This window comes from Salmonella enterica subsp. diarizonae (assembly GCF_008692785.1).
Classification (GTDB): Bacteria; Pseudomonadota; Gammaproteobacteria; order Enterobacterales; family Enterobacteriaceae; genus Salmonella; species Salmonella diarizonae.
The window spans coordinates 368,012-382,521 of record NZ_VXJV01000004.1; the positions used below are offsets into that span (position 1 = coordinate 368,012).

Here is a 14,510-nt window from a genome sequence, read left to right on the forward strand (position 1 = left end):
AACTCCCCCCATTTCAGGTTTTTCGCGCGAAAAACTTGAAAAAATGGTGTGAATTAATTCTAACGCCAGACGTTTAGGCTAAGAGTGACAAATAAGGGAATTTGTTTATCTCTACACAAAAGACACTTTTATGTGTCCTTTGTGTAGAGATAAACAGCAAAATACGCTTTGATGCCAGTGGTATCACATAAACACCTATCAATTCGCCACTAATCAATAGGCAATAGGCAATAGGCAATAGAGTGATGCCACTGGCATCAATGCTGCACCACATTCAGCTAAAACTTCCCAGCCCCATATACAAAACAACCTGTTCGCCCTTTCTGGATTTCCCCAGACTTCAGCACAATCGCTACAGGGAGATCCCAATGAAAATCGCGCCTTACCTGATAACACTGACGCTACCGTTTATCTCGTTATCTACCAGAACGGATTACCACACCCAAATTAACGCCGGAAATACCGTTTCTGGCGATGTTGTTGATGGCTCAAAGGGTAATCAGCACGTTTATGGCACGCTGACTGACTCCACCATCACTGGCCCCTACACCTATAGCTACGTTGGCGATGGCGGGCAAACCAATCACATCACTGTTACCGATCACGGTGAGCTGTTTCTGGAACCGGGCGGCAGCGCTTATGACACGCAGATAACCGCCGGTGGAGTTCTACAGGTGAACGGTTATGCTGAAAATACCTATGTGGATAGTGGCGGGCAGGTTTACGTTAACGCGGGAAATAATGGCGTTGAAAATTCAGAACAAGGCGGCCAGATTGCTAATACCACCGTTGGAGCTGGCGGCCTGGTCATTAATCGATATGGCATCGACACAAATACGGTTATTGAAGCAGGCGGCGAACTGGATACCGGCTGGAATTACCCTTATGAAATCCGCAACACCGCTATTTCCCGTAATGCCGTTATACAAAACGGCGGTATTCAGCAGGTCAGCAACGGCGGGACAAGCGAGGGTAGTCGGGTAGACGATGGCGGCACATTAATCGTCACCGGTACATGGCACCACAATGTCGTCACCGACACTCAGCCTTCTGCCTGGTATCGCGGCACCGCTGATGACACGGCTGTTTATGGCACGATGCAAAATCAGGGCGGACTCGATGAAAACACCACGGTACAGTCCGGTGGACAATACGCGCTGGGCGGTTATGGTCTCTCCCACCAGCTCACCGTAGCACAGGGCGGCAGCGCCCAAATAAATGATGGTGCTCTGGATAGCTTCTGGCTCTATGGGATGATGGATGTCAGTAGCCAGGCAACCCTGACAGGCACCGGTTCAGCGGGTAGCAGTGGCGAACTGGTACTTAACGAAGGTACAAAAACTTCCGACCTGACCTTAGCGCTGGATGGCGTACTTTCCCTGCAAAACGGCAGTAATGTTGGCCCGCATCATTATCAGATTACTGGTCTGGAGATGGATGGCGGTACGGTGCTATTTGACCCAACCTCCTTCGCCACACTGAATATGGAGATGCTCTCTGGTAGCGGCAATTTCTGGATGAATACTGATATCAGCGCGCAACAGGGCGATATGATTAACATCTCCGGGGAAGCCAACGGCGATTTTGGGATCTGGATTAATGACACAGGCGAATCCCCCGCTGATCCACAGTCGCTACAGGTCGTACAAACCGGAGGTGGAGACGCGCAGTTTACGCTGTTGAACCCAAACCAGCAGGTAGACATCGGCACCTGGGAATATGGCCTCACTCCCGACGGTCAGGGCAACTGGTCGCTGACGCCGCAGGCAACTCCCACGCCATCAACTGAAGCCGTTCTGGCGATGGCAAATGTCACTCCCACCATTTTTCAGGCCGAAAGCAGTGCGCTGCAAACCCGCCTGGACGTTACTCGTTCCCGTCCGCATCAGGGAGAGCTATGGGTGCAGGCGCTGAGTAATCGCTTTGACGTTAACCGCACAGGCAATGCAGCTTATCGCCAGCGGCTCGGTGGGCTGATGATGGGCTATGACAGAAGTCTTCCTCGCCAGACTGGCCTGCTTACACTCGGTATTGCAGGCGGCTACAGTCGTTCCGATCTTGATCTCGCCAACAACAGCGACGGCTCAGTAGACAGCTACAGCGCCGCGTTATACGCCAGCTATTATGATCAAAGTCGTTTCTGGCTGGACGGAATACTGAAAGGCAATCTGTTTAACCAGCATCTTAATGCTCGCATGAGTTCCGGCGGCCATGCCGACGGCAGTTATACAATTCCCGGCCTGGGTGGCAATCTGATTGCCGGGTATGACGCCAGATTCGCCAGGACCACCCTTTCCCCCTTTGCCGGTTTTACTGGCTTCATTTCGCAAAGCGATAATTACTGGCTATCGAACGGTATGCAGGCACATCCCGGCACGGCTAAATCCACGCTGGGGCAATTCGGGTTCCGGCTGCGCCAGAATATTACTACTCACAGTGGTATGCAGTTCATTACGTGGCTGAAGGTCGCGATGGAGCATGAGCTTGTGCATAACAACCCGGTCAGGGTTAATGATGATAATTTCAATAACGATATCGCCGGAACACGAGGAAATTATCAGGCTGGCATCAGCGCCGCTCTTACGCAACACACGCGTATTTACGCCAGCATAAATACGAGAAAGGTGATGGGATGGAATCGCCGTGGACCGGGAATGCGGGTTTTAGCTACCGCTTCTAATAACGCCGTAAAGCTTCAGCGATAAACACCACGTTGTTCCATAAAAAGGTTTTAGTATTGATATACGCTCTGTTAATGGAACAAATCAGTCCTCCATTATGACAATTTACATCATTAATACGCCTATCGATATCGACCAACCGATAGGTAAAAGGGTGATGCCAGTGGCATCAAAATTTCCATCAAACAATCTTCCCACCTAAGTTCTCGCTTTTCCATTGCTTACAACCCCTCACACCGTCACTCTGCGCTGGAGCTGACGCTGAGCTGGAACGTTATGCCAGTCGTCATGTTTTAGCTGAGAGCAATCTATCTCAAAAACAATAAACATTGAGATATTTGTACAAAGCAGTCTATACTATCTCAAATCAATGATATTTTGAGATAGTAAAATGCCAATCAAAAGACCACCGCCACTTATTCCGTATTCCCAACTCACCGGGGCGGATCTCGAAGCCCACCAGCACTACAGCCGCGTGACGGACGATAAAGGCCGCTATCTTCCGTTTGACGAATTTTGCCGTCGCACGGCCCGTGGAGAAAATGTCTCTATCGCCTGGACGCTTACACGGCGGGCGCGTGACTCAGCCATGCAATGGATCAATTATCGCAACGAAGCAGGCGAGCAAGCGGGTTTTGTCCTTACACCTGGCATCATGTCAGTATGTGAGCTGGTAGATAAACATGCCACAAGGCTGGCGCTCAAAGAACTTACCACCAGGCTCAGGGGCGCAGGTAAAGAGTTAACGGCATTAAGCCTGGAAGAACCCATTACCTCATCGCAACTGGAAGGGGCTAACACAACCACGCTTGTGGCGCGGAACATGCTGGAAAGTGGCCGTGCCCCCCGCACCGAAGATGAACACATGATCGCGGGTAATGCGCGGTTGATGGCCGAAATACCGGAACTTATTCAGGAGCCATTAACACCTGACTTGATTCGCCGCTTCCATGCCGTTGGCATGGGTGGAATTAACGACGAAAAATACCGTCCCGGCGAATTCCGTGATACCGATGATGTAGTGATCGCCGACTATGACGGTAACATTATTCATCAGCCCCCAGCCGCCGCCGACCTGCCAGAACGTCTGCAAATAGTGTGTGATTTCGTGAACGACACCGAACACTACGTTCACCCGCTGGTAAAGGCCTGTATTCTTCACTTCATGATCGCCCACGAACACCCTTTCAGAGACGGTAACGGACGCACAAGTCGTGGGCTGTTTTACTGGTACATGCTGAAATCAGGGTATGACGTATTTAAATACGTATCTATCAGCCATCTGCTGCATACCGCCCCGGCTAAATACGCTCACAGTTACCAGTACACGGAAACCGATGGTATGGATCTGACGTACTACCTTGAATATCAGACCAGTATTATTCATCGGGCTATGACAAGACTCTTACAGCACGTAGACGATCTGGTTTCCCGCGCTGCACGGATTGACCATTTTTTGTATCAATCAGGGAGCTTATCGCGGCTGAGCGGGCGGCAAATTACGCTACTCAACATCATTCTGGCAGAGCCAGGTAAGAAATATTCCGCAGCCAGTGTTGCGGAGATGCTGGGCGTATCGGATAACACTGCGCGTAATGACCTGCGAACTCTTGCGCGCGAAAATCTCTTAACCGAGATATCAGAAAACGACCAGAAAACGGTTTATAGGGTATCCCAGGATCTGAGCTAAACCCCGCAACAAAAACTGCCTCTGATAAATCAGCATAATGTTATGGGGATTAATGCCACTGAAATCACGCTAGCGTCTATCAATACCTAGCAACCGATAGGCTAAAGGGTGATGCCAGTGGCATCACAATTTCCACCAAACAATCTTCCCGCCTGTGTTTTCGTTTTCCCATTGCTCACAACCCCTCACGCCATCACTCTGCACTGACACCCACCCGCAACAGGAAACAGATATGTCGGACTACACCTTCAACATGGGTCCCCTGCGTAGTGCGATCCATATTCAGCTTCATACTCACAACGCCACCCGGCTGTGGACCGGGCGACGGGCGACCGAAAACGGCCCTGCGCCAATCATCGGGATGCCGCGCTTTATCGAAATCCTCAACCAGATACGCATCGCTTCTGAACATGACGATCCCTACGCCGACCTGTGGATGCTGCGTATAGAGGAAAAGCTCGCGCAGTCACGCAAAATAATGCAAGTGATGCTGGATCAGGCGAAAGCCATGTTCAGCGAATTGCCGGAAGGCATCGATATTGAAAACTGCTTCAATGTTCAGCCAGCCCGCTTTCCGCTGTTTATCAACGCTCCACTGGCCTATCAGGGCGTTTATCTGCTGACCGACTTCGACCAGCTAGCCCGCCAGCTTCTGCTGGCCTCGCATATCGCCATCATCTCCCGCACGGAAATGCACAACCGATTGAATAACGGTGCAACGGTTATCCGCAGCGCCTTCGGTCTGGCGCAGAAATATCATAGCTCCGGGCTGACCCGTCAGGATTTTATCGACGATACGCCACAGGCCAGAGCCACCATTGAACGTTTAGGTCCGCTACCGGAAGCGATACTGAGCGGCAAACTGCGCTCATCGTTTTCATCACCATTACCAGGCAAGGCCGAAAATCCCGGAGTGGCAGAGGATGAATAATCCCATAACCGGCTATCAGTCGCTGGCTGATGAAGACTATAAAATGCTGGCTTACGTCTCCTCGCTAAAAGGCCTTTTAAAGCCTTTTAAGAGTAAGGGGGAGCTGGAGCTGCTGGAGAGCAATGCCCGAAGCGTGCGCGAGATGATGGAGCCATTGATGCAACGTCTAATCCAGAGCGCCAGACGCTACCCTGTGCGCCAGCTTCCGCTGATATTCACCGTCGGCCCGGCCCCCTCTGGCGCAAACTTCTTGCGCTGGCGTAACCAGCAGAACAACAAATCCGGCACCCCGGCATTCAGCAACCTGATTAGCGATCCTAAAATCCCGCAGCGCGCCAGAGATGCCTTACTGGAAATCGAGCGGGATCGCATTGTGTTCAATATGCAGATGTCGGTACTGACCTTCATTATCCGCCAGGCGCGGGAGTGCCAGGAAAAAGTCGAGCAGGCGGAAAGACTGCACATGGGATTGCTCACCCTGCCGGAAAATAATGAACGCGGGAGATAAATTTCACCACGACGACATCCCTGTTCCACGCTTATGCTCAACGGGCATTCCTCCCAATGGTGCGTCCCGCTTTATAAACACGCACCCGTAGCAGATCGGTCCCGCTGCGTAAAGCTGCCTGCACTGCCATTGATATACTCCCTTCCGGGCGGATAGCCAGGCGACAGCCGTCTCGCTATCCGTCCGGAACTCCTGCTTTTTTCCGGCGCCCACCGGATAACAACGGGATCCGTTTGTGCGCAAGCGCCAGCTATAACGATTTACACTGCTGACAGAAATCGCGCGTAACCCTACGCGGGCAGTGACCCCTTCAGCCCGCTGCACCTTAATACACGCCGTGCGGAACACGATTTTTAAGGTGCAGCAAACAGAATATCGCCTCGCAATTCCCCTCATCCACCGCTTAAATCACCCTTGCTAATCCGGTAGCCGGAACCTGCAAGCTACCCGCCGAATGGCGAGGTTCCTGACACACAATCATTCTGGCTGTATCAAGGCGGCAACTGAGCGAATCTCCGGGAGCTTACAAAAGTAAGTGACCGGAGTGAGTGAAGGAAGCCAACGCAGAGACAGCCTGAAGGATGAAGTGTCAATCCTTTTAATTGCGCAGCATCACCCCGGCGCATCCCTTTCACCCGATGCACTCTGCATATCACCAAGCGCCGCGTTCAGCCACGCGGGAGGATCCTATGAACGAGAAAACTTACTTCAATCTGTACACCAGCGGTCTGGGTTACGTTAACCGTATCCGTACCGTCACCCCAAAACGCGGCGAGCCCTTTTTATGCTGTGATATTGCCGCATTAAGCGGGGCTGCTGATGACGTGGACTATGTCCACTTTGACTGCAAAGTCACCGGTAGCGAAGCGCGTAAGCTGATTGCCCGCTGCGAGCAGGCGGTCAATGAAAAGCGCAAAGTGCTGATCCACTTCCGCCTGGGCGACTTATACGTCGATATGTTCACCTACAGCAAAGGCGAGCGTAAAGGCGAAACAGGCGTCAGCCTGAAAGCCCGACTGCTCTATATTGGCCTTGTTAAAATCGACGGCGAAGTCGTCTGGCAGGCCGGAAATCAGGAAGCAGAGGCGGAAGCTGATGCAGCCTGAATCTTTATCGTGACGCCCACTCCGGGCGTCTTTTTTTCATCACCGAAAAACAATTTCGCGTTGTCTGCCCTCCCACCATTCCGCACCCTCGGGCTATTCCTCACAAGATTCAGAGAGACAATGGCGCGAATAACAGGATGGGTTATCACATTGCTGATGCTGGGCGGCTGTACCGCGTCCCAACGACCCACTGTGCCTGCGCCAAAACCAACAACCCCGCCCGTGCCTGAAGTGGTGCGCTATGACCGCTATCTGCTGATCAACACCCGCCCCGACGAAGCCCAGCGCAACCCGCTGCACCAGATCGTCAACATCAACCTGCCGCTGAACCTGAAACTCACCGTTGGCGACGCCTTCACCTGGCTGCTGAAACAGAGCGGCTACAGCCTGTGCATCAATGACCATCCCACGCAGTTTCTGGCAGGCAAACCGCTGCCGCTTTCGCAATACCGGCTCGGCCCGATGCGGCTGGAAGAGGCGCTGAAAACGCTGGCCGGGCCGGGCTGGCTGATGCAGACCGATGCACTGAACCGAGAGGTTTGTTTTCACCTGAACACGCCGGGAACGGGAGACCATCATGCTTAAACGTCTGGCCTACCTGACTACCGCCAGCGTTCTCATTCTGCTGGCGGCGGCGATGTTCTGGTGTTTCAACCGCCTGAATGCCCTGACGCTGACGCAGCAACAGACACAACGGCAGATAACACAGTGGCGCGAACAGCCGCAGCCGGACAGCGATTATCGCGAGCTGGAAGCTGCCGTAAAAAACATCACCGATCGCACGGAAGTCCTTGCCAGACAGCTTAACGATGCCGCCAGCACTCAGGCCGAACGACTTCAGCCCATTAACGAACAGATCAAGGAGCTGGAGAAACAGGTCCAGACCCTGAGCACCAGTTATCAACACCTGCAACAACAGACCGCCACGCGCAGCCGCGCAAAGGCAAAACGCCCCGTCCCATCTCCGCTTTGGGCCGCAAAGGCCCCTTTTTCTCTTATCAGCAGCGAGTTTCGCGCCGGGCGGCAGTTCGCCGTCATCGCGCCATCCGGTTATCGCTCGCTCTCACAGCTTCAGCTTGCTGCCCCCGGCGACAGCGTGCAGGGCTGGCAATTGCTGCAACTGGACGGCAGTCACGCTACTTTCCGTAAAGGCAGGCAGCGGCTGACGCTGAACACCGGAGAGTAAAACCGATGCGCAGATATCTGTTGCTGTGCCTTCTGCTACTGCCGCTGTTTGCCAGCCCGCAGCAAACCCGTATTGAAGAACAGACCATCACCCACACGCAGGCACAGCAGTGGGGATTAACCGACAGCGAATGGCAGCACTACCAGCAACTGCGTCAGGGCGAGCGCGGCATCTGGTCGCCGGGACTCGATCCCCTCACCACCCTCGGCGTGGAGACCAACAGCGACGCCGAACGTCAGCGCTACGCCGAGCTGCTGGCCCGTAAAGAGCATCAACGGGTGGAGAAAGAGCTGGCGTTCCAGCGTGCCTACGACCAGGCGTGGAAGCGGCTTTACCCGACGCTGACGCCCATCCGCAGCGTCGTCCAGCCACGTCTGGCGCTGTTCGTCAGTGAAAAATGCCGGCCTGCGAGACGCTGGCGCAGAAGCTTATCAACGACGACCGTCCGCTGGATATCTGGCTGGTCAACAGCCGTAACGACGATGCCAGCCTGCAACGCTGGGCACAGCGCCAGCATATTGATATGCGCAAGATCGAACGCGGGCAGATAACGCTTAATCACGATAACGGGCGCTGGCAACGCCTCGGCGGCGGAAAACTGCCGTTATTGCTGGAGCAACAGGGGGAGCAATGGCATCCCATCTCTGCTCCCTGACAGTCGGCCTGCTTATCAGCGCTCACGCCTGTGCCGTGCCGCCGCTGTATGCGCAAATCGCCCGTCAACAACAGGTTCCGGCAGAGCTGCTCTACGCGGTGGCCCGCTCCCGACTGGAGCAGGGACTACACCCGTGGCCGTGGACGCTGAATATTGCCGGAACCGGCTACCGTTACCCCAGCCGTTCTTCAGCCTGCCGGGCATTGCTCACCTTCGCCCGTACCCGCAGCCTGAAACGCATCGATGCCGGGCTGGGACAGATTAATCTCGGCTGGAACGGGCAATGGTTCCCTTCGCTGTGCGCCAGTTTTGATCCGGCGGACAATCTCACCGTCACCGCCCTGCTGCTACGTCAGCACTACAACGCTTCCCCCGGAAGCTGGCTGGACGCCGCCGCCCGCTACCACCATCCCGCCGGAGGCAAACCTGCCGCCGTCTACCGCCAGAAAATCAGCCAGCAAATCCGGCTGCTCTCCGCATCAGGGACCTCGCCATGAAACACCTTATTCCAGCCATGCTGTTGTTTACTGCCGCCGCGATTGCCGGGCCTGCCGTTCCCATGCAGGCGCTGGATGAAGCCCGGTTGCTGCCGGTCGTCACCCGCAATCTGCATCCCGGTCAGCAACCCCGTCTGGCGCTCAGCCTGCCGGGAATGACGCCGCTGTTTTTAATCGGCGACGATCCGCTGTCCACAGAATGGCTGCGCCAGCACCAGGACGCATTAAAAACCCTGCACGCCACCGGACTGGTGGTGAACGTCACCACGCTGGCGCGGTTGAATGCCCTGCGGGCCATCGCACCCAAACTGACGCTGCTGCCCGTCAGCGCCGACGATATGGCAAAACATCTGCCCATCACCGTGTATCCGGTGCTGATCACCGACAAGGGGCTGGAACAGTGAGGCTCGATTTTATCCTGCGCCCGGCGGTGGAGCTTTACAGCGCCAGCGCGGCCCTGCTGGCGGCAGTATGGTGCGTGGCGGCACCACAAACGCTGCTGCTGACGCCCTATTGCGGATGGCTATTGGCATTGGCATTGCTTTCACTGTCTGCCCTGCGGCTAAAACAGGGAGTGCGCATCCTGCGTTTTCGCCGTCGCGTGCGCCATCTGCCGCTCTGGACGCTCTCTGCCAGCCGTATCCCGCAGTTACCCGACTCGCTGTTTCTCGGGCGCGGCTTTCGCTGGCTACCCACACATACCCAACGGCTGTATCTGTGCCGTCAGCCACAATGTGAACACTGGCTACAGACGGATCGTCCTTCCGCCAGCGGCGGCGATCCGCTGCTGCATGGCGTGGAGCTGCACGAAGGCCGCGTTACGCTGCCGTTGCGCGATCGACCGGGGCATACGCTGGTCCTCGGGACTACCCGTGTTGGCAAAACCCGGCTGGCGGAGCTGCTGATTGCCCAGGATATTCGCCGAGGTGACACGGTGATTGTTTTCGACCCCAAGGGTGATGCCAACCTGCTGCGGCGCGTGTGGGCGGAGGCGCACCGTGCCGGACGGGAAAGCGTCTTCTGGCTGTTCCATCTGGGCTGGCCGGAAATCTCCGCCCGCTATAACGCCGTCGGACACTTTGGCCGTATCTCAGAAGTCGCCAGCCGCATCGCCGGACAGCTTTCCACCGAAGGCAACTCCGCCGCCTTCCGCGAGTTCGCGTGGCGCTTCGTCAACATCATCACCCGCGCCCTGGTGGCGCTGGGCCAGCGCCCGGATTACGCCCGCATCGCCCGTCACGTTATCAACATCGACGAGCTGTTTATCGACTACGCCCGCGTCTTTCTGCCCGGTCACGACCGACAGGCATGGGACAACGTGGTACGGATTGCCGGTGGCATCACCGAGAAAAACACGCCGCGCAATCTCCAGGGGCGGGACAGCTACGTCGTTGCGCTGGAGCAGTACCTTTCCACCACCCGGCTGCATGATCAGATCCTCGACGGCCTGCGTTCTGCCGTGCGCTACGACAAAACCTGGTTCGATAAGATCGTTGCCTCGCTGCTGCCGCTGCTGGAAAAACTGACCACCGGGAAAATCGCCCAACTGCTGGCCCCGGACTACGGCGACCTCAACGATCCACGCCCGGTGTTCGACTGGCAGCAGGCCATTCGCCAGCGGGCGATTGTTGGATGCGCTGTCTGACGCTGAGATTGCCGCCGCCGTGGGTAACTCGATGTTTGCCGATCTGGTCAGCGTCGCCGGGCATATCTACAAGCACGGCGTGATGGATGGCCTGCCGCAGACGGAAGAAAAAGCGGCCATCAACCTGCATTGTGATGAGTTCAGCGAGCTGATGGGCGATGAATTTATTCCGCTGATCAACAAAGGCGGCGGCGCGGGCGTGCAGGTCACGGCCTACACCCAGACGCTCTCCGACATAGAAGCCCGCATCGGCAATCGCGCCAAAGCGGGCCAGGTGGTCGGCAACTTCAACAGCCTGATCATGATGCGGGTACGGGAAACCGCCACTGCCGAACTGCTGACCAGACAACTGCCGCAGGTGGATGTGCTCAGCAACAGCGTCAGTTCCGGCATCACCGACAGCGCCGACGCTCAGGGCAATATCGGTTTTTCCAGCAACACCCAGGATCGGGTGAGCAGCGTACAGGTACCGCTACTGGAACCCGCCTCACTGGTACAGCTACCCAAAGGCCAGGCGTTTGCCCTGCTGGAAGGCGGCCAGATCTGGAAGTTACGCATCCCATTACCGGATACTTCACACGATCCGCTGATGCCGGAAAGCATCACGCACATCGCCCGCTATATGGAAAAACAGTACGACAGCGCGCCCGTATGGTGGAACCACCCGGAGGCAGTTGTAACGGCGAAAAACGACCCTATTTTATGGCTGAACGACAGCGAAACCACGGAGAAACTTACCGATGATACCCCGGACACACCGCCAGCTCGTGAGCGTTGAAGTGATGTGGCCTGCGCAAACGCTGCCTCTTCCCCTGCAACAGGCGGTGGAAGCGCTGACGCAGGGAGAAACGCCCGACCAGATTATCGCCCGCATGAATTTACAGGGCTTTCAGGCATGGCGCGAAGCTACGTCGCCGCAGGGCGAACACGACATTTTTCAGGTACGACTGGATGAGGCGCACGAGGCGCGATTCCTCTGCCGCTACGTTACGCTGCCGCTGCACTGATGCCCGAGCATGTTCCGTCAGGACCAGTACGCCGTCCCGGACTACTCGGCTGGCTCACATTGCTGCCCGGCGTGCTGGTTGGCTTTTGCCTCGGTGCATGGATGCTGGCGATAGCGCTGGAGTGGCTGGGTGATGCGTGTTTCTGGAGGAACACCTGCGCCAGCCGTAGTGAGCAGGTATTGAAGGCAACATGGCAGTGGTGGCGGGGTTCCGCTGGCGCACCGGTGTGGTTAGTAGAAAATCTGGCGATTGTCAGTGGTGCGTTGCAGCAAGAACTCGCGGCGCTGATTGCTTCTCTCAACGGGCAAAGCGGGTTGTTCTGGACAGAGACGGTCACTACAGTGATCCGTTGCGCGTTACTGTCTGCGGGTAACGTCACCCTCACCTTTCTGCTGCGGCTGGCGATTCTGTTGCAGGCGCTACCATTGTTTGCGCTCACCATTACCATTGGCCTTATTGACGGGCTGGTACGCCGCGACTTACGGCGATTTGGCGCAGGCCATGAGTCCGGGTTTGTTTATCACCATGCCAGGCGTATGATCGGCTCCAGCCTTGCGGCAACGGGGTTAATGTGGCTGGCGGTGCCTTTTTTTCTCGTGCCGGGGGTTGTATTAGTGCTGGGAGCGATGGTAACTGGAATAGGCATATCTGTGGCTATTGGTACATTCAAAAAATATTTGTAATTATCCATAACTATATGGCTATAGATAACACTTCTCGACTATATTCATGGTATAAAAAAGCTCAATCGATACGTAAAGAGAGAGCCATATAGTGAATGTTATAGTTTACTTATTTGTCACAGTATCAATAGTTTGGTCTTATATAGCATTCCCATTTAATCTAACATCACCAATTGCCATGCTTATAAGCCTCTATAAATATCAATTACCATCGGTAACATGGATAGTTGCATTTATTTATTTGTTAGATTTCATTATGGCAACCCTAAAGAAGAGCTCTCCTTATATGATAGAGTTCTATCGTGGTGTAAGAATAGAATTTATTAGCTTGGTGTCTTTGTTTATTTTCACATTGATATTATACAATTTATCCTCCATGAAATTTACAAATACAGCTATTGATATTAGTATGGCTGGATTCGGTTTTTTAGTATTCGGAAATATAGGCACCTTTCGTTTGTTTACCTATAAAGTTGGCAGCAGATCATACCCTAAAAAGGTAGCGTTCTTTTTATCCCTTTTTAGTGTATCAACTTCTTTTTATTTTCTTTATCTAACATTCAAAGTTGCAAATGGCGAATATAATATAGTGCAATCACTTTGGGTTCAGATAACAGTTCTTTCTTATTCCATTACATTATATTTCTTTGCAAAGCAGTTATGCTTTTTTATGGATAAAGGGCGTGCAGAGGCATCACCTATCTTACTAAGCATATTAAAAAAAGTAAGGAATAACAATAACCTTTATGAGCAAATGGCATCTGGTACTACACTATTTAATCAAGAATTAATTAAAGAACGGGCTACTCACAGCCGAGAATTACGTCGAAAACATAAACAAAAGAGAAAATAACCTTCATAGGCATCAAAATATAAAGCGATGTTAATGTGACAAAACATCGTTTTATGTATCTCAGTACTATATAGAGTGCGTCTTCAACGAATAATGATAGATATTCGCAAGAATGTATTTTTCTTTCTGAGTGGATAAATATTTTCCTACAGATATTGCGGTAATGCTTACCTACTATTGTTCAAAATAGGTTTGCTGGAAACTTACTATGAAGTTTTTCATACTCACCATAGCGCTATTCTTTACCACAGTAACTCTCGCAGCCCCCCTCACCGAGCGCGAAGAGCTCACCCTGTCCCTCAACCAGCTAACCCAAATCGAAGCCTCACTCCACCGTGCCCAACAAAGCGCCAGAACTGGTATCAACGAGCGCTACTACTTCGACTACCCTCGCATCCACAGCGATATCACCACCCTACGCAGCGGGATTGAAAATTACCTCACACCAGCTCGCGCTCAACCGCGAGATACAGCGACGCTGGTCGGGCAATACCGTGAGGAGAAAACCACGCCATGACCCCCGAACAAATCAGCACCTTCCAGGCCGCCAGCCTGGTGATGCTCGGCCTGTTCAGCGCCTTTCTGCTGTTGTGGGTGGTCTGGGTACTGAATGATGCCTATCGGGGTGTGGCGACAGCGCGGGTGAGCTGGCGGGCGCTGGGCAGCATCGGCGGGCGCACCATCTTACTGCTGCTGGTCAGCTTCTGGCTGGTACTGAGCTAGCGGATTTCAGGAGGCAAAATGAAAAAACGCATCTTCAGATGGCTGCTATGGTTCCCGGCCCTGCCTGCATATGCCGATCTGCCAGAGATGGAAGATCCTTCGCGCGGTCAGGGCGACGGCATCATGGAAACGTTGCAGAACTACGGCTATGACATTGTGATCCTGATGACGCTGGGCATCTGCGCCGTGGGCTTTCTGGTGGTCGCCAACAACTGCATCGCCACCTACTCTGAAATTCAGGGCGGGAGTAAGCAGTGGAAAGATTTAGGCGCCATGGCGGGCGTCGGCGCGGTTCTGCTGGTGATCACCATCTGGTTGCTCAACCAGGCCTCGGACATCCTGTAA

At 54.1% G+C, this 14,510-nt stretch carries 15 protein-coding genes and 2 pseudogenes; all 17 read left to right on the forward strand.

Annotation, left to right across the window (positions count from 1 at the left end; all coding sequences use genetic code 11):
• The first annotated feature begins 368 nt into the window (after positions 1-368).
• The 17 genes and pseudogenes from F4V72_RS10840 (at position 369) to F4V72_RS10925 (ending at position 14,510) form a co-directional block, all read left to right on the forward strand.
• Entirely contained in the window at positions 369-2,705 is a 2,337-nt protein-coding gene (locus F4V72_RS10840) for an autotransporter outer membrane beta-barrel domain-containing protein (RefSeq protein WP_232081669.1), read from the forward strand.
• 367 nt (positions 2,706-3,072) lie between these two features.
• Positions 3,073-4,371, forward strand: coding sequence for a Fic family protein (locus F4V72_RS10845; protein ID WP_079796215.1), 1,299 nt, complete (start codon positions 3,073-3,075; stop codon positions 4,369-4,371).
• 232 nt (positions 4,372-4,603) lie between these two features.
• The gene (locus F4V72_RS10850; RefSeq protein ID WP_070803957.1) at positions 4,604-5,302 is read left to right on the forward strand and encodes a PFL_4669 family integrating conjugative element protein; all 699 of its coding nucleotides are present in this window, start codon (positions 4,604-4,606) and stop codon (positions 5,300-5,302) included.
• A complete protein-coding gene (locus F4V72_RS10855; protein ID WP_053529555.1) occupies positions 5,295-5,810 on the forward strand; it encodes a DUF3158 family protein in 516 nt (171 codons plus the stop codon). The genes F4V72_RS10850 and F4V72_RS10855 overlap by 8 nt, the downstream gene beginning before the upstream one ends.
• Before the next feature lie 689 nt (positions 5,811-6,499).
• A complete protein-coding gene (locus tag F4V72_RS10865; RefSeq protein ID WP_053529556.1) occupies positions 6,500-6,916 on the forward strand; it encodes an STY4534 family ICE replication protein in 417 nt (138 codons plus the stop codon).
• Between the two features lie 120 nt (positions 6,917-7,036).
• Positions 7,037-7,501 carry a response regulator gene (locus F4V72_RS10870; RefSeq protein WP_053529557.1) on the forward strand — a complete coding sequence of 155 codons (465 nt, stop codon included), beginning with the start codon at positions 7,037-7,039 and terminating at the stop codon, positions 7,499-7,501.
• Entirely contained in the window at positions 7,494-8,102 is a 609-nt protein-coding gene (locus F4V72_RS10875) for a hypothetical protein (protein WP_136058510.1), read from the forward strand. Before F4V72_RS10870 ends, F4V72_RS10875 begins: the two co-directional genes overlap by 8 nt.
• Positions 8,103-8,107: 5 nt before the next feature.
• Positions 8,108-8,757 (forward strand): annotated as a pseudogene (locus F4V72_RS10880) (TIGR03759 family integrating conjugative element protein).
• Positions 8,733-9,254: a lytic transglycosylase domain-containing protein gene (locus tag F4V72_RS10885; protein ID WP_136058511.1), complete on the forward strand. Its 522-nt coding sequence runs from the start codon at positions 8,733-8,735 to the stop codon at positions 9,252-9,254. The pseudogene F4V72_RS10880 and the gene F4V72_RS10885 overlap by 25 nt, the downstream one beginning before the upstream one ends.
• Positions 9,251-9,658 carry an integrating conjugative element protein gene (locus tag F4V72_RS10890; RefSeq protein ID WP_053529560.1) on the forward strand — a complete coding sequence of 136 codons (408 nt, stop codon included), beginning with the start codon at positions 9,251-9,253 and terminating at the stop codon, positions 9,656-9,658. The genes F4V72_RS10885 and F4V72_RS10890 overlap by 4 nt, the downstream gene beginning before the upstream one ends.
• A pseudogene (traD, locus tag F4V72_RS10895) lies at positions 9,655-11,677 on the forward strand (type IV conjugative transfer system coupling protein TraD). Before F4V72_RS10890 ends, traD begins: the two are co-directional and overlap by 4 nt.
• Positions 11,640-11,906, forward strand: coding sequence for a hypothetical protein (locus F4V72_RS10900; protein WP_063390061.1), 267 nt, complete (start codon positions 11,640-11,642; stop codon positions 11,904-11,906). Before traD ends, F4V72_RS10900 begins: the two are co-directional and overlap by 38 nt.
• Positions 11,906-12,589, forward strand: a complete 684-nt coding sequence (locus tag F4V72_RS10905; RefSeq protein WP_136058512.1) for a DUF4400 domain-containing protein — start codon at positions 11,906-11,908, stop codon at positions 12,587-12,589. The genes F4V72_RS10900 and F4V72_RS10905 overlap by 1 nt, the downstream gene beginning before the upstream one ends.
• Positions 12,590-12,680: 91 nt before the next feature.
• The gene (locus F4V72_RS10910; protein ID WP_136058513.1) at positions 12,681-13,442 is read left to right on the forward strand and encodes a hypothetical protein; all 762 of its coding nucleotides are present in this window, start codon (positions 12,681-12,683) and stop codon (positions 13,440-13,442) included.
• Between the two features lie 208 nt (positions 13,443-13,650).
• Positions 13,651-13,959 (forward strand): RAQPRD family integrative conjugative element protein, encoded by a 309-nt coding sequence (locus F4V72_RS10915; RefSeq protein WP_079796220.1) that lies wholly within the window; start codon positions 13,651-13,653, stop codon positions 13,957-13,959.
• Positions 13,956-14,165, forward strand: coding sequence for a DUF3262 family protein (locus F4V72_RS10920; protein WP_079796221.1), 210 nt, complete (start codon positions 13,956-13,958; stop codon positions 14,163-14,165). Before F4V72_RS10915 ends, F4V72_RS10920 begins: the two co-directional genes overlap by 4 nt.
• An 18-nt stretch (positions 14,166-14,183) precedes the next feature.
• Positions 14,184-14,510 carry a TIGR03745 family integrating conjugative element membrane protein gene (locus tag F4V72_RS10925; RefSeq protein WP_079796222.1) on the forward strand — a complete coding sequence of 109 codons (327 nt, stop codon included), beginning with the start codon at positions 14,184-14,186 and terminating at the stop codon, positions 14,508-14,510.